21 protein-coding genes are annotated in these 20,094 nt (G+C 68.6%); 12 read left to right on the forward strand and 9 right to left on the reverse strand.

Annotation, left to right across the window (positions count from 1 at the left end; translation table 11 throughout):
* Window positions 1–2: 2 nt before the first annotated feature.
* From CHB86_RS13010 to CHB86_RS13025, 4 genes are read left to right on the forward strand one after another with little or no spacing between them, the layout of a single operon-like run.
* The gene (locus CHB86_RS13010) at window positions 3–722 is read left to right on the forward strand and encodes an ABC transporter ATP-binding protein (protein ID WP_089233476.1); all 720 of its coding nucleotides are present in this window, start codon (window positions 3–5) and stop codon (window positions 720–722) included.
* Window positions 722–1,969, forward strand: coding sequence for an ABC transporter permease (locus CHB86_RS13015; RefSeq protein ID WP_089233592.1), 1,248 nt, complete (start codon window positions 722–724; stop codon window positions 1,967–1,969). The genes CHB86_RS13010 and CHB86_RS13015 overlap by 1 nt, the downstream gene beginning before the upstream one ends.
* Before the next feature lie 14 nt (window positions 1,970–1,983).
* Window positions 1,984–3,057, forward strand: a complete 1,074-nt coding sequence (locus tag CHB86_RS13020) for a hypothetical protein (protein WP_089233477.1) — start codon at window positions 1,984–1,986, stop codon at window positions 3,055–3,057.
* A 13-nt stretch (window positions 3,058–3,070) separates the two neighbouring features.
* A complete protein-coding gene (locus tag CHB86_RS13025; RefSeq protein WP_245837945.1) occupies window positions 3,071–3,586 on the forward strand; it encodes a DUF3299 domain-containing protein in 516 nt (171 codons plus the stop codon).
* A 2-nt stretch (window positions 3,587–3,588) separates the two neighbouring features.
* On the opposite strand, the gene CHB86_RS13030 is transcribed toward CHB86_RS13025, so the two are convergent.
* Window positions 3,589–4,485 (reverse strand): cation diffusion facilitator family transporter, encoded by an 897-nt coding sequence (locus CHB86_RS13030; protein ID WP_089233479.1) that lies wholly within the window; start codon window positions 4,483–4,485, stop codon window positions 3,589–3,591.
* A 131-nt stretch (window positions 4,486–4,616) separates the two neighbouring features.
* Here CHB86_RS13030 and CHB86_RS13035 point away from each other — a divergent pair, with 131 nt between their 5' ends.
* From CHB86_RS13035 to CHB86_RS13050, 4 genes are all read left to right on the forward strand, one after another.
* Window positions 4,617–5,753 carry an NAD(P)/FAD-dependent oxidoreductase gene (locus CHB86_RS13035; RefSeq protein ID WP_089233480.1) on the forward strand — a complete coding sequence of 379 codons (1,137 nt, stop codon included), beginning with the start codon at window positions 4,617–4,619 and terminating at the stop codon, window positions 5,751–5,753.
* Between the two features lie 190 nt (window positions 5,754–5,943).
* Window positions 5,944–6,591 (forward strand): acrylate utilization transcriptional regulator AcuR, encoded by a 648-nt coding sequence (gene acuR, locus CHB86_RS13040; RefSeq protein WP_089233481.1) that lies wholly within the window; start codon window positions 5,944–5,946, stop codon window positions 6,589–6,591.
* A 10-nt stretch (window positions 6,592–6,601) separates the two neighbouring features.
* Window positions 6,602–7,594 carry an acrylyl-CoA reductase (NADPH) gene (gene acuI / locus CHB86_RS13045; RefSeq protein ID WP_089233482.1) on the forward strand — a complete coding sequence of 331 codons (993 nt, stop codon included), beginning with the start codon at window positions 6,602–6,604 and terminating at the stop codon, window positions 7,592–7,594.
* 30 nt (window positions 7,595–7,624) lie between these two features.
* Window positions 7,625–8,332, forward strand: a complete 708-nt coding sequence (locus CHB86_RS13050) for a dimethylsulfonioproprionate lyase family protein (RefSeq protein ID WP_089233483.1) — start codon at window positions 7,625–7,627, stop codon at window positions 8,330–8,332.
* A 12-nt stretch (window positions 8,333–8,344) separates the two neighbouring features.
* Here the strand turns inward: CHB86_RS13050 and CHB86_RS13055 are convergent, their stop codons facing one another.
* Complete coding sequence (locus CHB86_RS13055; RefSeq protein WP_089233484.1) at window positions 8,345–9,142, reverse strand: DUF6635 family protein; 798 nt, start codon at window positions 9,140–9,142, stop codon at window positions 8,345–8,347.
* Between the two features lie 224 nt (window positions 9,143–9,366).
* Between CHB86_RS13055 and CHB86_RS13060 the strand changes: the two genes are divergently transcribed.
* Window positions 9,367–10,149 (forward strand): ZIP family metal transporter, encoded by a 783-nt coding sequence (locus CHB86_RS13060; protein ID WP_089233485.1) that lies wholly within the window; start codon window positions 9,367–9,369, stop codon window positions 10,147–10,149.
* 173 nt (window positions 10,150–10,322) lie between these two features.
* A complete protein-coding gene (locus CHB86_RS13065; RefSeq protein ID WP_089233486.1) occupies window positions 10,323–10,856 on the forward strand; it encodes a peroxiredoxin in 534 nt (177 codons plus the stop codon).
* A gap of 12 nt (window positions 10,857–10,868) precedes the next feature.
* Here CHB86_RS13065 and CHB86_RS13070 read toward each other — a convergent pair whose 3' ends face one another.
* The 4 genes from CHB86_RS13070 to CHB86_RS13085 form a co-directional block, all read right to left on the reverse strand.
* Window positions 10,869–11,195 carry a DUF3775 domain-containing protein gene (locus tag CHB86_RS13070; protein WP_089233487.1) on the reverse strand — a complete coding sequence of 109 codons (327 nt, stop codon included), beginning with the start codon at window positions 11,193–11,195 and terminating at the stop codon, window positions 10,869–10,871.
* An 87-nt stretch (window positions 11,196–11,282) separates the two neighbouring features.
* Window positions 11,283–12,011 carry an SDR family NAD(P)-dependent oxidoreductase gene (locus CHB86_RS13075; protein ID WP_089233488.1) on the reverse strand — a complete coding sequence of 243 codons (729 nt, stop codon included), beginning with the start codon at window positions 12,009–12,011 and terminating at the stop codon, window positions 11,283–11,285.
* On the reverse strand, window positions 12,008–12,769 hold the full coding sequence (locus CHB86_RS13080; protein ID WP_089233489.1) for a DUF1365 domain-containing protein: 762 nt from the start codon (window positions 12,767–12,769) through the stop codon (window positions 12,008–12,010). The genes CHB86_RS13075 and CHB86_RS13080 overlap by 4 nt, the downstream gene beginning before the upstream one ends.
* Window positions 12,766–14,070: an NAD(P)/FAD-dependent oxidoreductase gene (locus CHB86_RS13085; protein ID WP_089233490.1), complete on the reverse strand. Its 1,305-nt coding sequence runs from the start codon at window positions 14,068–14,070 to the stop codon at window positions 12,766–12,768. Before CHB86_RS13085 ends, CHB86_RS13080 begins: the two co-directional genes overlap by 4 nt.
* Before the next feature lie 116 nt (window positions 14,071–14,186).
* On the opposite strand from CHB86_RS13085, the gene CHB86_RS13090 reads away from it, so the two are divergent.
* Together CHB86_RS13090 and CHB86_RS13095 are read left to right on the forward strand one after the other, a co-directional pair.
* On the forward strand, window positions 14,187–14,840 hold the full coding sequence (locus CHB86_RS13090) for a sigma-70 family RNA polymerase sigma factor (protein WP_089233491.1): 654 nt from the start codon (window positions 14,187–14,189) through the stop codon (window positions 14,838–14,840).
* A complete protein-coding gene (locus CHB86_RS13095) occupies window positions 14,840–15,490 on the forward strand; it encodes a ChrR family anti-sigma-E factor (RefSeq protein WP_089233492.1) in 651 nt (216 codons plus the stop codon). Before CHB86_RS13090 ends, CHB86_RS13095 begins: the two co-directional genes overlap by 1 nt.
* A gap of 150 nt (window positions 15,491–15,640) precedes the next feature.
* Here the strand turns inward: CHB86_RS13095 and CHB86_RS13100 are convergent, their stop codons facing one another.
* From CHB86_RS13100 to CHB86_RS13110, 3 genes are all read right to left on the reverse strand, one after another.
* Entirely contained in the window at window positions 15,641–16,834 is a 1,194-nt protein-coding gene (locus tag CHB86_RS13100; protein WP_089233493.1) for a DNA recombination protein RmuC, read from the reverse strand.
* Window positions 16,831–18,693 carry a DNA mismatch repair endonuclease MutL gene (gene mutL / locus CHB86_RS13105; RefSeq protein ID WP_089233494.1) on the reverse strand — a complete coding sequence of 621 codons (1,863 nt, stop codon included), beginning with the start codon at window positions 18,691–18,693 and terminating at the stop codon, window positions 16,831–16,833. The genes CHB86_RS13100 and mutL overlap by 4 nt, the downstream gene beginning before the upstream one ends.
* 86 nt (window positions 18,694–18,779) lie before the next feature.
* The gene (locus CHB86_RS13110; protein ID WP_089233495.1) at window positions 18,780–20,090 is read right to left on the reverse strand and encodes a M16 family metallopeptidase; all 1,311 of its coding nucleotides are present in this window, start codon (window positions 20,088–20,090) and stop codon (window positions 18,780–18,782) included.
* Window positions 20,091–20,094 lie beyond the last annotated feature (4 nt).

The raw sequence follows: 20,094 nt of genomic DNA on the forward strand, positions 1-20,094 counted from the left end.
CCGTGACCAAGACCGGGGACCCCGTCGATACCGCGATTGACCTGCGCGACCTCCGTTTCGCCTGGGGCGGGCGGCGGCCGTTCTCGCTGGCGGTCGAACGGTTCGAGCTGCGCCGGGGGGAGGCAGTGTTTCTCCAGGGCGAGAGCGGCGGCGGCAAGACCACGCTGCTCAGCCTGATCTGCGGCATCAACCGCCCGGCGGCGGGCCATGTGCGGGTCGATGGCACTGACCTTGGGGCGCTCCGCGGCGGCGCCCGCGACAGGTTCCGCGCCGAGCGGATCGGCGTGATCTTCCAGATGTTCAACCTGCTGCCCTATGCCAGCCCGCTCGACAACATCCTGCTGCCCCTGCACTTCGCGCCAGAGCGCCGGGCCCGCTGCGGCGCGCCGAGGGAGGCCGCGCTGCACCTGACCGACACGCTTGGCCTGCCGCGCGAACTCATCGAGCACGGTACTGCCGCGGACCTCAGCGTCGGCCAGCAGCAGCGCGTCGCGGTGGCGCGGGCGCTGATCGGGCAGCCCCCCCTGATCGTGGCCGACGAGCCGACCTCCGCGCTCGACGCAGGCGCGCAGGCGGCCTTTGTCGATCTCCTGTTCGACCAGGTTCGGGCCGCCGGCGCGAGCCTGCTCATGGTGAGTCATGACGACCGGCTTTCCGGTCATTTCGACCGCGCGGTCCGACTGGAAGAGATCGCCACCGTCACCCGGAGCGAGGCCGCATGATCCTGCTCCGCCTTGCCCTCCGCTCGCTGATCAGCCGCCGGGTGACCGTCGGGCTGACCGTTCTTGCCATCGCGCTTTCCACGGCGCTCTTTCTCGGCGTCGAGAAGGTACGAACCGGCGCGCGGGCGAGCTTTGCCGACACGATCTCGGACACCGACCTCATCCTCGGCGCCCGCACCGGCGGCGTGCAATTGCTGCTCTACTCCGTCTTCCGGATCGGCAACGCCACCAACAACGTGACCTGGGAGAGCTTCGAGGACCTCGCCAGCCGGCCCGAAGTCGACTGGGCGGTGCCGATCTCGCTCGGCGACAGCCACCGCGGCTTCCGGGTGATGGGCACGACCACGGACTATTTCGATCGCTACAAGTATCGCGGCGGGCGGGCGCTGAGCTTTGCCGAAGGAGGGCGCCCGGCCGACTTGTTCGACGCGGCCGTCGGCGCCGATGTGGCCCGCGAACTGGGCTACCGGCTCGGCCAGGAGATCGTGGTGGCGCACGGGCTGGCCTCCTTCACGGACCACGACGACAAGCCGTTCCGCGTCTCCGGCATCCTCGAGAAGACCGGCACGCCGGTCGACCGGACGGTGATCGTCAGCCTCGAGGCGATCGAGGCGATCCACGCGGACTGGCAGGGCGGCGGGCGCTCCGGAACCCCGATCTCGGCTGCGCAGGTCCGGGAGCTCGACCTGTCTCCGAGGGCCATCACCGCGGCGATGATCGGCACCAGCTCGCCGCTGCAGGTGTTCAAGCTCCAGCGCGCGATCAACGAATATCCCGAGGAGCCGCTGATGGCGGTGATCCCGGGCGTGGCGTTGCAAGAACTCTGGGAGATCGTCGGCGTCGCCGAAACCGCGCTTCTGGGCGTTTCCGCGATGGTGGTCGCCACGGCGCTGCTGGGGATGACGGCGATGATCTTTTCCGGCCTCAACGAACGACGCCGCGAGATGGCGATCTTTCGCGCCGTCGGGGCACGGCCGCGCACCATTCTCGGGATGCTCACGCTGGAGGCCGCGCTGATGGCCACCGCGGGGGCGGCGCTTGGCGTCATCCTGCTCTACACGGGATTGTGGATTGCACGGCCCCATGTCGATGCCGCATTCGGATTGTACCTGCCCATCGCCCCGTTGACCGGCCGCGAAACCGCGGGTCTGATTGCCGTGGTGATTGGCGGCACGCTGGTCGGGACGATTCCGGCGATACGGGCCTACCGGATCTCACTTGCCGATGGCATGACCGTCCGCAGCTAGGAGAGGAGGAGGAGATGCAGTCTTTCAAGCGCCTCGCCGCGCCGTTCGCGCTGGCCGCCACGATCTCGCTCCCTGCCGGCGAAGCGTCCGCCTGCGCGTTTCATACCTACCTGCCGGAACGGACCGTGGTGGACATGCTGCTGGAGACGGAGAACGTCGTCCTTGCCCGGCCCGACTCGGAGGATCCCTTCCGCTTCACCGCCGTTGCCGCGCTGGAAGGCACGCTGGAACAGGCCGCCCTGCCGACCCTCGTGGACAGCACGACCCGCCGCAAGATGTCCGCCAATCCGGAGGACGTGGTGCTCTTTGCCCGGGACGGGGGCGGATACGGCCCCTTCGTGCGGCTGGCCTATCTCGATGGGCCCTACCGCGAGATCGTCGAGACGATCATGGAGCGCAAGGAAGACTGGGTGATGGGCGACGATCTCGGTCGCTACCAGTTCTTCGCCGACCTGCTCTCCCACTCCGACCCCACGATCCGGGCTCTGGCGTTGCGCGAGCTCGACACGGCGCCCTACGACCTGCTGCGCGCCGTGGATCTGACCGTCGACACGGACGCGATCCTGCGTGACCTCTGGCAGATCTACGAAGCGCCCTACGTGCCGATCCGCCTGCTGCTCCTCGGCCTGAGCGACAGCGACGCCGCGCGCGCCGAGATCCGGCGCGGGCTGGAAACCGAACGCCTGCGCCCGACAGCCTTTCGCCTCGGCCCGCTAGCCACGGCCCTTGTAGAACTGGACGGAGCGGAGGGGATCGCGGAGCTGGAAACCCTGTTCCTGTCCGAGCCCGGCGCCTCCGCCGAGGCGCAGGAACTCGTGGTGGAAGCGCTGGCGATCCATGCCGTTTCCTCGACGCCGGAGATGCGGGCGCGGATCATCTCGGCACTCGCCGATTTCGCGACGCTGCGGCCGGACCGGGCTGACGCGGTAGCGCGGCAGTTCCAGATCCGTTACGACTTCGGCATGGCCGATGCGCTGGCGGAACTGCTCGAAAGCGGCACGATCCGGTCGGCGAAGGTGCTGATCCCTGTCTCGACCTATGTGATGATGGCGCGGCAGGACCAGACGATGATGACCGAATTCCAGTGAGGGGGAGAAGAGAATGCCCGCATTGACCCGCCGCATGTTCTGCGCCCTGCTCGCCGTCGCCTGTGCCACCGCCGGCGCGCGTCTCGCCTGGGCCTCGGAGGTGCTGGACCTCGACTGGGAGGACCTGATCCCGGAGGGCGACGACAAGGCCAAGAGCGCCTACGAGGCGCTCGGCGTGATCTCCCACGACCAGATCAGCCAGGCCCCGGCCGAGAGCGGCTTTGCGCCGGTCCGGAGCGATCTCGACGGCAAGCTGGTGCGCATTCCCGGCTATGTGGTGCCGCTCGACTACGGCAGCGAGGGCGTCACGACCTTCCTGCTGGTGCCCTATGTCGGCGCCTGCATCCACGTTCCGCCGCCGCCCTCGAACCAGCTTATCCTCGTGAACTCCGAGGTGCCGAAGGAGTTCGGCGGGCTGTTCGAACCGGTCATCGTGACCGGAATGCTCGGCACTTCGGCCTCCGAGACCGAGCTGGCCGACGTGGGCTACGTGATCGCCGCGGAGCAGGTCGCGCCCTACGGCCTCTAGGGTCAGGCGGGCTCCAGCCCTTTCTTCTTGAGCTTGTCGTCGGGCTCCACGTGGATCGTGGTGCGCGCTTCGGGAATGCGGCGCTCGAGTTCGTCCTCGATGGCATCGCAGATCTCGTGCGCCTCTCCGACCGTCATCTCGCGGTCCACGACAAGGTGGAACTCGATGAACAGCACCTTGCCGGCGCGGCGGGTGCGCAGGTCGTGAATCTGCATCGCCCCGGCGGCGGATTCACGGATCGCGTCGGTGATGATCTCGCGGTCGTCGGAATGGGCGGCCGAATCCATCAGGTCTCCCGCCGAGGCGAACACCACCCCCCAGCCCTCGCGCAGGATGTTCGCGGCCACGATCAGCGCGAGGATCGGGTCGAGGATTGCCCAGCCGGTGAGCAGCACCAGGACCAGGCCGACAAGCACGCCGGCCGAGGTCCAGACATCGGCCATGAGGTGGCGCCCGCCAGCCGACAGCGCGGGCGAGCGGCGTCGCGTGCCGATGCGAATGAGCAGCCGCGCCCAGACGAGGTTGATCACCATCGCGACGGCGTTGACGATCATCCCCGTCGGCCCGAGCCGGTCGAGACCTGGGTTCCAAAGCGCGCCGACCGCCTCCTGGATCACCAGCAGCGCCGCCAGCAGGATCATCGTGCCTTCGGCGATGGCCGAGAAGTTCTCCGCCTTGTGGTGGCCGAAAGGGTGATTGGTGTCCGCAGGCCGCTCGGCGATCCGGATCGCGATCCAGGCCAGCACCGCCCCCGCCACGTTGACGAAGGATTCCAGCGCGTCCGAATAGAGCGCGACCGATCCGGTCAGCCACCAGGCAACGAACTTGAGGGCGAGCACCAGCAGCGCCACGCCGATGGAGGCGAGCGCGAGTCCCTGGGAGGATGCCTTGTCGGTCATTCTGCCATCCTTCAACGTTCCGCCCGGCACCGCCAGCCGGCGTCCGGCCTCCGGCGGCTTCCTTGCATAGCGACGCCCTGACGGCCATAGACAAAGTGCAGCAGCAAAGCCCCAAAGGGTCGGAGGTCAGGATGCCCGATTTCGATGCCATCGTGGTCGGCGGCGGGGTCGTCGGACTCGCCTGTGCCGCGGCGTTCTGCGACGCCGGGCGGCCGGCCCTCGTGCTGGAAGGGGCGGAACACGCCGGCACCGGCACCTCGTCCCGCAACAGCGAGGTCGTGCACGGTGGGCTCTATTACGCGACCGGCAGCCTGAAGCACCGGCTCTGCGTGCGCGGGCGGAGGCTGCTCTACGATTACCTGCAGGAACGGAAGATCCCGCACCGCAAATGCGGCAAGATCGTCGTTGCCACCGATGCGGCGGAAATACCCTGGATCGAAGACCTGGCGCGACGGGCCGAAGAGAACGGGGTGGAAGGCATTCGGATGCTCGAACGCTCCGAGGTCAGCTCGCTGGAGCCGGAGTTGACCGCGACGGCCGCGCTGCTGTCGCCCGAGACGGGCATCCTCGACAGCCACGCCTTCATGATGGCCCTGATCGCGCAGATCGAGGCGGGCGGCGGGCATGTCGCCCTGCGCGCGCCGTTTCTGCGGGCCGAGGCCGAGGCGGGCGGTTTCCGGGTCTGGACCGGCGGGAGCGACCCCGCGGAGGTCACGGCGCGTGTGCTGATCAATTCCGCCGGCCTTCACGCGGCGGAGGTCGCACGCCGGATCGCCGGAATGCCCGGCAACGCGATCCCGGTCATGCGCTTCGCCAAGGGGTGTTACTTCTGCCTTCGCGGCCGGGTGCCGTTCCGGCGCCTCGTCTATCCGGCGCCGGTCGACGGGGGCCTCGGGATTCACGCGACGCTCGACATCGGAGGCCGGATGCGGTTCGGGCCGGACGTGGAATGGCTTCCGCCCGGCACGGAGCCCGACGCCCTCGACTACAGCGTCCCGCCGGAGCGGGCGCGCGCATTCGAGACGGCCATCCGGCGCTACTGGCCCGGACTGCTGCAGGGCGCGCTCTATCCCGACTATGCCGGCGTCCGTCCCAAGCTGAGCCCGCCGGGCGCGCCGGCCGCGGATTTCTCGATCCAGACAGCGGAGGCGCACGGCATCCCCGGTCTGGTGAACCTCTTCGGGATGGAGAGCCCGGCGCTCACCTCCGCGCTGGCGATTGGTGAGTCGGTGCGCGAGGCGCTGCGCCCGGAGATCGAGAGCGCCTGACCGCCCCCGGTTTCAGGCATTCCCGCCATGCAAAATACGGGGAGCGCAGGGGCTGGGCTTCTGCAAGCCACTCAAATACGGACGAAATCGAGGGGTCTCGCCCAGTTTCGCGTGACGCATGCCGCAGGCAGACGCGTAGCGCGCAAACCTCCGCGTTGATTTACTAGACCGATAGGTCTAATAAATTGCCATGGACTCACATGCCGCCAGATCCGCAGCAGACAGCCCCCCGCGCCGGGGACGCCCGAAGCGCGATCCCGCGACCTCCGAGGTGCGCCGGAGGCTGATCCGCACCGGCCTCGCCCACCTGACGGAGCGGGGGTATTCCGCCGTCGGCCTGGACGAGATCCTAAAGGCCGCCTCGGTGCCGAAGGGCGGCTTCTACCATTACTTCAGCAACAAGGCCGAGTTCGGCGCCGCGTTGATCGACGCCTACAACGCCTATTTCTGCGAGCTGCTCGACCGCGCCCTGCTGGATGAGCGGATGACCCCGCTCGACCGGCTGCGTGCCTTTGCGGCCGAGGCGGAGCGCGGGATGGCGCGGCATGGGTTCCGGCGCGGATGCCTCGTGGGCAATCTCGGGCAGGAAATGGGCGCGTTGCCGGAGGAGTTCCGCGACCGCCTCGTCTCCGTGCTCGAGGAATGGCAGCGGCGCACCGAGCGCTGCCTGCAGCTTGCGCAGCAGGCCGGCGAGATCGGCCCGGCGCAGGACCCCGAGGCACTTGCCGCCTTCTTCTGGATCGGCTGGGAGGGCGCCGTCCTCCGCGCCAAACTCGAACGTCGGGCGGAGCCGCTTCAGCGCTTCGCCGACAGCTATTTCACCTCCATAACCCCCTGAAGGACTTCCCATGTTCGACGCCATCCTCATCGACAAGACCGACGACGCACAGACCGTCACCCTTTCCGACGTCAGCCCGGACCAGCTCCCCGAGGGCGATGTGCTGGTCGACGTCGCCTATTCCACCCTCAACTACAAGGACGCGCTGGCGATCACCGGCGCCTCGCCCGTCGTGCGCAGCTTTCCGATGGTGCCGGGGATCGATTTCTCCGGCGTCGTCGTGGAGAGCGCCCATGCCGATTACAAGCCCGGCGACCGCGTGGTGCTGAACGGGTGGGGCGTGGGCGAGAAGCACTGGGGCGGGCTTGCCGGTCAGGCGCGCGTCAAGGGCGACTGGCTGGTGCCGCTGCCCGACGGGATCAGCCTGCGGCAGGCGATGGCGATCGGCACCGCCGGGTACACAGCGATGCTTTGCGTGCTGGCGCTGGAGACCCAGGGGATCACCCCGGACAAGGGCGAGATCGTCGTCAGCGGCGCCGCCGGGGGTGTCGGCAGCGTGGCGACCGCGCTGCTGGCCGCCCGCGGCTACGAGGTCGCCGCTGTCACTGGCCGTCCGGCCGAGGCCGATTACCTGCGCTCGCTCGGCGCCGCCTCGATCGTCGACCGCGCGGAACTCTCCGGCAAGGGTCGGCCGCTGGCCAAGGAACGCTGGGCCGGCGGGATCGACGTGGCCGGCAGCACCGTGCTGGCGAACATGCTGGCCAGCATCAAGTACCGCGGCGCGGTTGCGGCCTGTGGCCTTGCCGCCGGCATGGACCTGCCCGCCACCGTCGCGCCCTTCATTCTGCGCGGCGTGACGCTGGTGGGGGTCGACAGCGTCATGTGCCCGAAGGCCGAGCGCGTCGGGGCCTGGAAGCGGCTCGCCAGCGACCTCGACCTGGCCAAGCTCGACGCCATGGTGACGGAGATCCCGCTTTCCGAGGTGATCGACACGGCGCCGAAGTTCCTCGACGGCCAGATCCGCGGCCGGATCGTGGTGCCCGTCGCGCCGAAGGCCGACTGACGCAACGGGCCGATCAAGGGAGCGCGCCGCATGTCCGACACGATCGACAGCACCCCGGCCCAGCCGGCCCTGACGCTGACCGACTGCCCGAGCTGGCTCTACCTGCTGCGGGAGTTCGACAGCCTCTACCGCTACGGGTCGGACGGCGGCAGCCGCCTGATCCGCTCGCACCGCAAGCGGGTGCGCGACGCGCTTTCCTCGATCCTCGGCGCCAACCCGACAGTGCTGCCGCGCCCGCCGGCCGAAAAGCCGGTCTCGGCCCACCTGAACCGCGCCCTGGACCTCGGTGAAAAGACCGTGGTTCAGGGCATGGCGCGGGCGCTCTCGCGGGTGGCCGGCCAGCTGACCTGGGAATACGGCTACGAGAAAGTGCCGAAGGCGCTGGAGCGCAAGTATGCCTATTGCGAAGTGCTCGGCCCGCGCGGGCCGGTGCTGGCCGAACGGCTGATCCTTGGCTTCGTGCTGTTCGCGCCCCGCACCACCTATCCGCAGCACAGCCACCAGGAGATCGAGGAGAGCTATGTCTCCGTCTCGGGCGCCTGGTCGGAAAACGATGTCGCCGTGCACGCGCCGGGATCGCTGATCCTCAACCGGCCCGGGGACGAGCACCGCATCACCACCGCCGATCTGGAGCCCTGCCTGCTGGCCTATGCCTGGATCGGCCCGGAGACGCGCCTGCACACGCCGGGGATGAAGCTGTCCTCGAACCGCAAGGCGCGGATGTCCCAGGGGATCTGACCGGCCGCGCGGTCAGCCGCGCAGGAACCGGAACAGGCTGACACCGGCATCGGTGATGTCCGCCAGCCGGGCGAGGGCGTGCTCGCGCGCGAGCGACGGGGCGCTGTCGTCGCTGGCCGCGAGCGCATACTGGAGCCGCAGCAGGCGCCGCCGGTGGATGCCCAGTCGCGCCTGGATAGGATCAGCGAGGATGCCGGCAAAGGTTGTGACCAGCGAGGCGACGACGGCGAGCCCGACCCCGACGGCCAGCACCTTCCAGACCGGAATCGCCGGCGGAAACGCCGCATACCACGCCTGCCCGAGACCGCGGCCGAGCGGGAAGTTCGCAACCGCCGCCGAATGCGAGACGTAGTCCGAGACGAGCGGTGCGAGCGACACGATCCCGGGGGTCGCGTGACGGAAGACGAAGATGCCGAGCGACAGGACCACGAGCGTCGTGAAGATCTCGGAGACCGAGGTGCGGACGGCGGTGTAATCCCGCAGCAGCCCGTGCTGCCGGTCGTTCAACGGCTCCTCCGATTGCCAGAGCTCCGCTTCCACCAGCGCCTCGACGGCCCGCGCGAGCGACGAATGAATGAAGATCGGCCGGTCGAGCAGCCAGCGGCTGGCACCGCCAAGACCGATGGCCCGGAAAGCCAGGGCGATCAGGCGCGAGAGGAGGAAGACCGGGGCGAGCACGACGTTGACCGGCGCGGCCAGCAGGTCCCAGCCCAGGGCGGCACGGTGCAGCCTGAGAGAGCCCCGGAAGCCGAAATGGCGCCGCACGAAGAGGTCTGTCCTGATCAGATCGGGGTCGTTGCGCATCGTCATGTTGAACCCATCGGGCTCCACCGGTCCCGTCGACCGGTGCAAGCCGCCTACCCGTGAAACCGCAAAGCAGCCGATTCCACAGAGCGGGAAGTTTACCTGCGATGCCCCCCGCATCCAAGCGAGCATGCCCTTGCATCGGCGGGCGACTGCCTGAATGGTGGCGCCGGAGCGGCCGGTGCGTCGGTCAGGGAACGCGGCGCGAACCACAGCGGAAAGGCCAGAGCATGGACGGCATGTCTCCAATTCTTCTCGGATTCCTCGGCAGTCTCGCCGCCGGCATGATGACGGCGGTGGGGGCGGTTCCGGTGCTTTTCGGGCGCGTTCCCGGCCGCGCGTTCCGCGACATGTCCCTGGGGTTTGCGGCGGGCGTCATGCTGGCGGCCTCGTTCTTCTCCCTCATCATCCCGGCTCTGGATGCGGCGGGGGAACGGTTCACCTCCCCCTCCACGCCTGCCGCCATCGTCTGCGTGGCGATCCTGCTCGGCATGGGGGCGGTTGCGCTGATCAACGAGAAGCTCCCGCACGAACACTTCCGGATCGGTCGCGAAGGACCGGAAGCCGCCTCGCTGCGGCGGGTCTGGCTGTTCATCTTCGCCATCACGATCCATAACTTCCCGGAAGGGCTCGCCGTCGGGGTGGGCTTCGGCGCCGGGGGGATGGAGGGCGGCTTTCCGCTCGCCGTCGGGATCGGGCTTCAGAACGCCCCGGAGGGTCTGGCGGTCGCGGTCTCGCTGCTTGGCGAGGGCTACGAGCGCTGGCGCGCCTGGTCGATTGCCGCCCTGACCGGCATGGTCGAGCCGATTGGCGGGCTTCTTGGCGCCGGGATCATCGGCGTCTCGGAGCCGTTCCTGCCCTGGGGCCTCGCCTTCGCGGCCGGCGCGATGATCTACGTGATCAGCCACGAGATCATCCCAGACACCCATCGCAGCGGTCACCAGAACAAGGCGACGCTCGGCCTGAGCGTGGGACTTGTGACGATGCTCTTCCTGGACGTCACGCTCGGCTGAAGCCCGCTTCGGCGTTCGTGACCCAACTGGGCGCTTTGCTCCCGGCGGCCGGTGGCCTACCTTCCGGGTCGGGCCCGTCGCTCCCTGCACCTTCGCGCCCGGAGGAGAGGGATGGCGGGCGCAGGATCACGGCAGGACGGCGGCGCAGATGCCGCCGCGACAGGGAGAAGGCCATGCACCCGGAACGCATTCCGCAGACGATCTTTCACACCCGTGTCCGCAACGCGGACCTCGGCGGCCCGAACCCGTTCGAATGGAAGGACGTCAGCTCCAACGAGATCTTCGGCGGTCGGCGGATCGTGCTCTTCGCCCTGCCCGGCGCCTTCACCCCGGCCTGTTCCGAGACCCACCTGCCGGGGTTCGAGGCCCATCACGAGAGCTTCCTTGCGCTCGGGATCGACGAGGTGATCTGCCTGTCCGTCAACGATGCCTTCGTCATGCACCAATGGGCCAAGGCGCTCGGCATCGCCAAGGTGCGGATGCTGCCGGACGGCAATGGCGAGTTCAGCGAGGGGATGGGGATGCTGGTCAGCCGCACCGCCCAGGGCATGGGCCGGCGCAGCTGGCGCTATTCGATGTACGTGGAGGATGGCGCGATCCGCAAGATCTTCGCCGAACCGGGCCTGCGGGACGAGCCGCCGGGCGTACCCGTCGAGGTTTCCGACGCCGAGACGATGCTCGATTACCTGCGCTCGTCGCTGGGGTAAGGGCGCGGTGGCTCAGCCGCGCTCGCGCAGACGGTCTTCCTCGTCGGCCACGTTGATGCCGAGCGCATCCATGCCGTCTTCGAGGAAGCTCGCGAGTTCCGGCATTCCCGCAAGGTAATCCTCGGTGGGAGCGGTGCGCTCCTGCCGCGCGGTTTCCAGCGCCTCGTCGATCTCGTCGGCGGAGAAGCTCTCCCGGCCGATCCACATGCAGGCCACGAGGCTGATCTGCTCATCCTCGTTCAACCCCGAGATGTAATCCCGCAGATAGGGGCTGTCCGGCCCGTACTCACGGGTCAGCGCGATCACTCTGACGATTTTTCCAGTGCTTATGTCCAGCATCGGGATCCACTTCCTTCTGGCCCATTTTTCACGCAACCCGCCTGCCGTGGCAAGCGAAACCGACAGGATTTGTGCCGAAGCAAGCCGCTACCGGGCGAACAGGCGAAAGTACAGACCTTCCGGGAGGAACTGGGCTGCGCGGAACAGCCAGGAAAAGGGGCGCGGGAAGCTGCAGGCGAACCGACGGCTTTCGAGGTGGGCCATGATGCGATCTGCCGCGGCCTCGGGCTCCATGATGTAGGGCATGGGAAAATCGTTGAGATCGGTGAGGCGGGTGCGGATGAAACCGGGGTTGGCGAGTTGCACCCGCACGCCGGTCTTGTGCAGGTCAGCATGCAGGCTTTCGGCCAGCCCCATCAGCCCGGCCTTGGACGCGGCATAGCCGATGGCGCCGGGCAGGCCGCGAAAGCCGGCCAGCGATCCGACAAAGAGCAGGTGCCCGGAATCGCGCCGGATCATCTCCGGCAGCACCGGGTCGAGGATGCGCATGGCGCCGGTCAGGTTGACGTCGCACATGGCGGCGGCCTTCCCGCCGTCCCAATCCTGCGCCCTCATCGGCCAGTAGACGGCGGCGATGTAGACGAGCCCGTCGACATGCCCGGCGGCCTTCGCGGCCTCGGCGCAGCTCACGGGGTCGGTCACGTCGAGCGGCACCACCTCGGCCGGGCCCGGGAGCTCGGCGGCGAGGTCCTCCAGCCGCTCGGTGGAGCGGGCGCTCAGCACGAGCTCATAGCCGGCCCGGCTCATCGCATTGGCCAGCGCACGGCCCAGCCCTTCGCTGGCGCCGACGAGCCAGTACCGCCCGCGGCCGCTCATCGAGAGACCTCCTGCATCGGCGGTTCGGGGCGGGGACGGAAGGGGGCGCCCTTCGACCAGAGCTTCAGCGCCTGCCAGTGGATCAGCGCCAGCACGCGAACCGAGCCGAACGGACGCCGAAGGCAGGCCCGCAGCAGACCCGTGGTCCTGAGCGGACGGCGTGGACCGGTCAGTGTCGCCATCAGCCCGCCCTTCGCATGGCGATAGTCGATGCGGATCCCGATGTGATCGGGGCGGATGTCGAAGGTGAAGGTATAGCCGCCATCGACCGGCTGGAACGGCGACACGTGGAACAGCTTGACGGCCTCGATCGTGTCGCCCGCCTGGATCGGCCCGGTATCGTCCCGGTGGCAGAGATAGGAATGCCGGTCGCCGAAAGTGTTGGTCACCTCCGCGATCACGACGCGCAGATCCCCTTCCGCGTCATGGCAGAGCCAGAAGCTGACCGGGTTGAAGACGTGGCCGAGGATACGGGGCTGGGCGAGCAGCAGGATCCGGCCCGCGCCGGCCTCCGCAAGCCCGTGGTCGCCAAGCACCCGCCGCACCCAGGCCGCGCCCTCGCCCTTGCCCGGCGCGCCGCCGTGGTCGATGTCGTGCAGCGCGGCGAGGTTGAACCGGTTTCGCGAGAACAGGCGCGGGGTCTCGACCGGGGCTTCCGGGTCCAGCATCAGGTAGTCGACCCCGTAGCGGAACGAGTTCGACACCGCGCCGCGACGTCCGTGCCAGGTATGGCCCGCGATATGTTCGACGCCGGTCACTGTGCGGCCACCTCCAGAGAGGCCTCGGAAAGGATCGCCTCGGCCACCTCGGCGGCGCTGGCCAGCCCGTCCTCGTGAAACCCGTTCTTCATCCAGGCGCCGCAGAACCAGGTGCGGTTGGTGCCGTTTCGCTCCGCCAGCTCCTTTTGCGCGGCGAAGGCCCCAAGATCGTAGACCGGGTGGCGCAAGACCGTCTGGTCGTGGATCAGATCTTCGCGGATCGGGCGGGTGCTGTTGAGCGTCACGAAGAGCGGGTCGTCGGCCGGGATCGGCTGCAGCGCGTTCATCCAGTAGGTCAGGTCGATCCGGTCGGTGTCGCGCTCCCGGGTCTCGGCATAATTCCAGGCCGACCAGCAGCGGCGGCGGCGCGGCATGACCGAAGGATCGGCGTGCAGGATGACCTCGTTGGGCTGGTAGGCGATGGCCGAAAGCGCGCTCCGCTCGGCGGGCGCGGCGTCGGTCAGCAGGCGCAGCGTGTCGTCGGAATGGGTGGCGAAGACCACCTCGTCGAAGCTCTCCCAGTCGCCGCCCTCGCACCGGAGCTCGACCCGCTCGAATTGCCGCCGCACGCCAGCGACCGACGTGGCCAGCCGGATCTCGGCGCCCTGCCGGCGCATCTCGGCCTCGAGCCGGCGCACGTATTCAACCGAACCGCCTTCGACAGTGTACCACTGGTGCTGGCCCGTGTGATGCAGGAGCGCGTGGTTGCGGAAGAAGTCGATCATGGCGCGGGCCGGAAACTCCATGATCCGTGTCACGGGCGTCGACCAGATCGCGCCGGACAGCGGCGCGAGATAGTAATCGCGGAACCAGTCGCCGGTGCCGAGCGCCTCCAGAAGCTCGCCGATGGTCGCGGCGCCCCCGAGGGACGCGGCCGTCGCCTCGGCTCGGGCATTGAAGCGGAGGATGTCGCGGATCATCCGCAGGAAGGCCGGCCGCGCGATGTTGCGGCTCTGCGCGAAGACGGTGGAAAGGTCCTTCAACCCGTACTCCACCCGACCGCCGTCGATCGAGGCGGCGAAGGTCATCTGCGAGGGCACGACAGGCACGTCAAGCCGCTGGAAGAGGGCGTCGAGCCGCGGGTAGTTGGGCTTGTTGAACACGATGAAGCCGGTATCGACCGGCTGGTCCCCCCGTTTGCCGGCGAGACGGGTGCGGGCGTGCCCACCGAGCGTCGCACCCGCTTCGATCAGAACGACCTCGTGGTGATCCGCCAGAAGGTGCGCCGCGCCCATGCCGGAGATGCCTCCCCCGATCACGGCGATCCTGCGTGGCGCCAGCCCGGCGCGATCCAATGGCATCTACACGTCCTCCAGAAATTTTCTTGCCCTGCACTACGCCCTCGCGACCGCAGCGGATCAAACGAAAAAAAATTCCCGCAGGTGATCCACCCGGGATCGGGCTGCGTAAACCTCACATGTTGACGGAAACGATCTCCTTGCCGGATACGCCTTCCCTACCGGGTGCGACTGCTTATAGTCGGCCCGACGGGGGACGTGACGGGAAGGTCGAAGTGCCGGAAACAACAGCAGAAGCGCCTGACTGGTCGGGTCACGTGATCCGTATCCGGGACCATCGCGATCAAGCTGCGTTTGCCGAGCTGTTTCGGCATTTCGCGCCGCGCGTCAAGGCGTTCCTGATCCGGTCGGGTGCGAGCCAGACCATGGCGGAAGAATGTAGCCAGGAGGTCATGGCGACGCTGTGGCACAAGGCGCATCTGTTCGACCCCAGCCGGGCGAGCGTGGCCACCTGGGTGTTCACCATCGCCCGGAACAAGAAGACCGACATGCTGCGCAAGCAGCGACGTCCGGAACCGGAAGATCTGCCCTGGGGGCCAGAGCCGGAACCGGAACAGACAGAGACACTGGCCAGACAGCAGGAGGCCGAGCATCTGGGCAAGGCCATCGCGGCGTTGCCCGACAAGCAGCGGGCCCTGGTGGAAGCGGCCTATTATGGCGATCTGTCCCACAGCGAGATCGCGGCCCGGACGGGCCTGCCGCTGGGGACGATCAAATCGAGACTGAGACTGGCGCTGGACCGCCTGCGCCACGAGATGAAGAGCATGAGCTGATGGGCGTTCAACACCGCATAACCGACGATATCCTGGCCGACTACGCGGCCGGCAACCTGGCCGAGGCCTTCAACCTGGTCGTGGCGAGCCACGTGTCGCTGTGCGAGGAATCGCGTGAGCGCCTGGACGAGCTGGAATGCGTCGGCGGCGCGATCCTCGAGAGCTGCGACGTGGCACCGATGTCCGAAGGCAGCCTGGAAGCGACGCTTGCGCTGATCGCCAGCGGCGCGCCGGCGGAGCCGATCGTGACCCAGACACCCGTTCGGGGTTCGGTGCTGCCTGCGCCGATCCGGGACTACATCGGGGGCGACGTGGACAAGGTGCGCTGGCGGTCGGTCGGCATGGGCGTCAAGCAGGCGATCCTGCAGACCTCTCCCGAGGCGACCGCGAGGCTGCTGTACATCCCCGCCGGCTGCGAGATGCCGGATCATGGCCACCGCGGCATGGAGATGACGCTGGTTCTGCAGGGGGCCTTTCTCGACGGAGAGGAACGGTTTGCACGTGGCGACGTGGAGATCGCCGGCGAGGAGCTGGAACACATGCCGGTGGCCGACGTGGGCGAGGATTGCATCTGCCTCGCGGCCACCGACGCGCCGCTGAAGTTTACCGGCGTGCTGCCGCGCCTGTTCCAGCCGTTCCTCAAGATCTGAGCCCGGAGGTCTCCCGCCCGCCCTGCCCGCATCGAAGATGCGTGCCTGACGGTTGGGCGGGGCCGCGCGCGAGGCGCGCGGGCGATCTTTCGGACGAAAGATCGTGGTACCGGATGCGGTCTGACCAGCCAATCGCAGTGAGCGCTGCCTTCAGACGTCCTGGCGGACGATCTGAACCGGCGGACGGGCCGGTGGGGCCTTCGGATCGCGGGGCGGGTCGCCGATTTCATCGAAATCGAAACTGTCGAGCCGCCGGGCGCGCTTGCCTGCCTTCTCCGCGCTGACGCGGATCTCTGCGAGATCCTTGCTGGCCTGCCCGAAGTGCTTGTCGAGGTTCTCCACCCGGGTCGTCAGCCGCTCGACATCGCCATGGAGCAGCGCCAGCTCGCGGCGGATCGTGCCGGCCTGCTCGCGCATGCGGGCGTCCTTGAGCACGGCGCGCATGGTGTTGAGCGTCGCCATGCAGGTGGTTGGAGAGACGATCCAGACCCGCGCCGCGAAGCCCTCGCGGACCAGCTCGGGAAAGTTGGCATGCAGTTCCGCGTAGACGGCCTCTGACGGCAGGAACATCAGCGCGCCATCGGCCGTCTCTCCCTCGATCAGGTATTTCTCCGTGATCGCCCGGATATGGGTCTTGACCGCGGTGCGCATCGCCTTGGCGGCCTCGTTCTGCTCCCAGGGCGTGTTGGCGTTGCGCAGCGCCTCGTAGGCTTCCAGCGGGAACTTGCTGTCGATCACGATCGGCCCGGGCGGGTTCGGCAGGTGGATCAGGCAGTCGGCGCGCTTGCCGTTCGAGAGCGTGGCCTGCCAGGAATAGCTGTCTTTCGGCAGCGCCTTGGAGACGATGTCCTGCAGCTGGATCTCGCCGAAGGCGCCGCGGGTCTGCTTGTTGGACAGGATATCCTGCAGGCTGAGCACGTCGCCGGAGAGCTTCTCGATCTTGGCCTGCGCGCGGTCGATGGTCTCCAGGCGCTGTTGCAGCTCGCCCAGGGAGCGCGCGGTGCGGGTGGAGGAGCCCTGCAGGCTTTCTCCCATCCGAGCGGTGACCTCGGCGAGCCGCGCCTCCATCAGTTGCAGCATCCGGGCCTGGGCCTGGGTCTGCGCCTCGGAGACGTGGGTCAACCCGCCCGCGAGCTGTTGCTGCCCGTCGGAAAGTGCCTGCACGCGGGCACCGAGCGCGGAGACATGCTGCAGCATCGGCTCGCCGATGCGCGCCGCCGCCCCGGCCCTGCGCACCGCCATGACCAGCAACACCGTCAGCAGGAGCAGGAGCGCCGCGGCGGCGAGGGCGGCCAGCGTGGCGGGGTCGTTCAGGTCGATCCGGATGTCGCCCAGCTGGATCATGTGCGCCCGAAGAGCCGCTCGATATCGGCGAGCTTGAGCTCCACATAGGTCGGCCGGCCGTGGTTGCACTGACCGGAATGCGGCGTGGCTTCCATCTCGCGCAGCAGGGCGTTCATCTCCTCGGCGCGCATGCGGCGGCCGGAGCGGATCGAGCCGTGGCAGGCGACGCGGCTCAGCACCGCGTCGATGCGGGCGCCCAGCGTGGTGCTGTCGCCGAGGTCGGCGATCTCGTCGAGGATGTCGTGCACGAGCCCGGCGGCGTCGATCTCGCCAAGCACCGCGGGCGTCTCGCGCACCGCGACGGCCCCGCCGCCGAAGGGTTCCAGCGTCAGCCCCATGCGGCGGAGGTCCTCGGCCACGGCCATGAGCTGCGCGCAGTCGCCTTCCGAGAGATCGACGATTTCGGGGATCAGCAGCGCCTGCGCCGCGACGCCGTTCTCGGCCATCTGACGCTTGAGCTTCTCGTAGACCAGCCGCTCGTGGGCGGCGTGCTGGTCGACGATCACCATGCCATTGGCGGTCTGGGCGATGATGTAGTTCTCGTGCACCTGCGCGCGGGCGGCCCCGAGGGGCAGATCGCGCTGCGGCTCGGTGTCGGCGGCGGGTTCGGGGTCGATCCGGGCCGAGGGCGCGGCGGCCTCCGCGAAGCCCTGCGGCTCTACCAGCGGCGCCTGCATGGCGAAGGCCGCGCCCAGCTTGCCGGGGCTCGGCCGGTCCATCTGGTAGACGCGCGGCGGGCCGGCGGGTTCGGGGCGCATCGCGCCGAGCGTCGCCCCGGCGACGGTGGAGGAGGCGCGGTGCCCGGAGCCGGCGAGCGCGTGCCGCAGGCCCGAGACGATCATGCCACGGGCCAGCCCCGGCTCGCGGAACCGCACCTCGGCCTTGGCGGGGTGGACGTTCACGTCGACCAGCTGGGGGTCGCAGTCGATGAACAGCACCGCCGCCGGGTGCCGATCGCGCGACAGGAAATCCATGTAGGCCGCCCGGAGCGCGCCGACGAGAAGCTTGTCCCGCACCGGCCGGCCGTTGACGAACAGGTATTGGGCCACCGAGGACCCGCGGGAATAGGTCGGCAGCGCGGCGAGGCCGGTCAGGCGCAGGCCTTCGCGCTCGATGTCGAGCGAGATCGCGTTCTCGACGAACTCGGCGCCGAGGATCCGCCCGATCCGGCCGCGCAGGGCGTCGAAGAGATCGCCGGTCTCGGCATCGGCGCGGAAGCTGACCCGGCCCTCGCCGTCACCGGTCACGTCGCGCAGGGTAAAGGCCACCGAAGGCTCGGCCATGGCGAGGCGCTTGACGACGTCGCCGATGGCCTGGGTCTCGGCCCGGTCCGAGCGCATGAACTTGAGCCGCGCGGGGGTGGCGTGGAACAGGTCCCGCAGCTCCACGACCGTCCCGCGGGTGAGCGCGGCGGGGGTGACCGGCGCCATCGTCCCGCCGGTGACGGTAATCCGGGCGGCCTCTGCGCTGCCCGCGGCCCGGCTGGTGACGCTGAGCCGTCCGACCGCGCCGAGCGAGGCCAGCGCCTCGCCCCGGAACCCGAAGGACCGGATGTCGAGCAGGTCGGAGCCGTCGATCTTGGAGGTTGCGTGCCGGGACAGCGCCAGCGGCAGGTCGGCGGCAGGGATGCCGCAGCCGTCGTCGGTGATCCGGATCAGGCTCTTGCCGCCGTCGGCGATGGCGATCTCGATGCGCCGCGCGCCAGCATCGAGCGAATTCTCCACCAGCTCCTTCACGGCCGAGGCCGGCCGCTCCACGACCTCGCCGGCGGCGATGCGGTTGATGACCGTCTCGTCGAGTTGCCGGATAACCGGGGGCTGCGCCGGATTTGCGCTCATGTTGCGGTGTGCGATCGTCATGCCACAAGGGGTAGCATGGACATTCGGATTCGACCACTGGTTATCCGCATCGCCGGGTCGGGAAATCCGCGGCCCGGCCGAGGCGGTCAGTTGCTTGCGTCGAGCCCTTCCGGCTGGCCCACCACGATGAAATGAAGTCCATCGGGATCGATCAGTTCGGAGGCCACCCGGCGCACGTCCTCGAGCGTGACGGCGCGGATCTTGTCGTTGCGGGTGACGACATACTCCGGTGTCAGGTCATCCATCTGCATGCCGACGAGGATGTTCGCGATCGGGCCGTTGCCGTCGAACCGCAGCGGGTAGGCGCCGGTCAGATAGGTCTTGGCCCGCTCCAGCTCTTCCTCGGTCACGCCCTCGGTGGCGAGCTTCGCCCATTCGTCCCGGATCACCGAGATGGTCTCGCCGACCCTGGCATTCACCGTGGAAACATTGCCGACCAGCATCTCGGAGTAATCCATCGGGTAAAGGTAGGCCCCGACACCATAGGTCAGACCGCGCTTCTCGCGGACCTCTTCCATCAGCCGCGACGAGAACCCGCCGCCGCCGAGGATGTGGGTGAGCACATAGGCGGGGAAGAAATCCGGGTCGTGCCGGGTGATGCCGCGCTGGCCGAAGGTGACGACGGATTGCGGCGTGTCGAAATCGACGACGGTGGTGCCGCCGGCGAGCGTGTAGTCGATCCGTTCCGGGCGCGGCGCGCCGGTTTCGGGCAGTTCGCCAAGCAGGCGGTCAAGCAAGTCGCCGAGTTCCTCGGCGGTGATGTCCCCCACCGCGGCGACGTAGAGGTGGTCACGGGAAAGCGTCCGGTCGCGCGCCTCGATCAGGTCGTCGCGGGTCAGCGCGGTGACGCTCTCGACCGTGCCCTCGAGGGATGTGCCATAGGGGTGGTCGCCGAAGGCGAGGCTGTAGAAGGTGTTGGCGGAAATCGCGTCCGGGTCGCGGGTGTCCGCATCGATCCCCGAGAGCACCTGTCCCCGCACACGTTCGATGGCGTCCTCGTCGAAGCGCGGCTCGACCAGCGCCTGCCGCAGCAATTCCATCGCCTCGTCGCGGTTTTCCGTCAGCGCCTTGGCCGAAATGGAGACCGCGTCGTTGTGCGCGTCGAACCGGAACTCGGCGGCGAGGCTCTCGACCGCGATGGAAAACGCCTGCGCGTCCATCTCGCCCGCGCCTTCCTCCAGAAGACCGGTCATCAGGTAGGTCGCCCCGCGCTTGCCCGGCGCATCGAGACTGGCGCCACCACGGAACCGCAGTTCCAGCGCCATGAAGGGGATCGAGGGTTCTTCCACGAGCCAGGCCTTGATACCGCCGGGCGAGGTGACTTCCTGGATCTCGATCTCGGCCTGCGCCGGCAGGACGAGGGTGAAGAGGGTCAGCGCCGCAACGAAGGCGCGCATGGCG

Source organism: Tropicimonas sediminicola, from assembly GCF_900188335.1.
Lineage (GTDB): Bacteria > Pseudomonadota > Alphaproteobacteria > Rhodobacterales > Rhodobacteraceae > Tropicimonas > Tropicimonas sediminicola.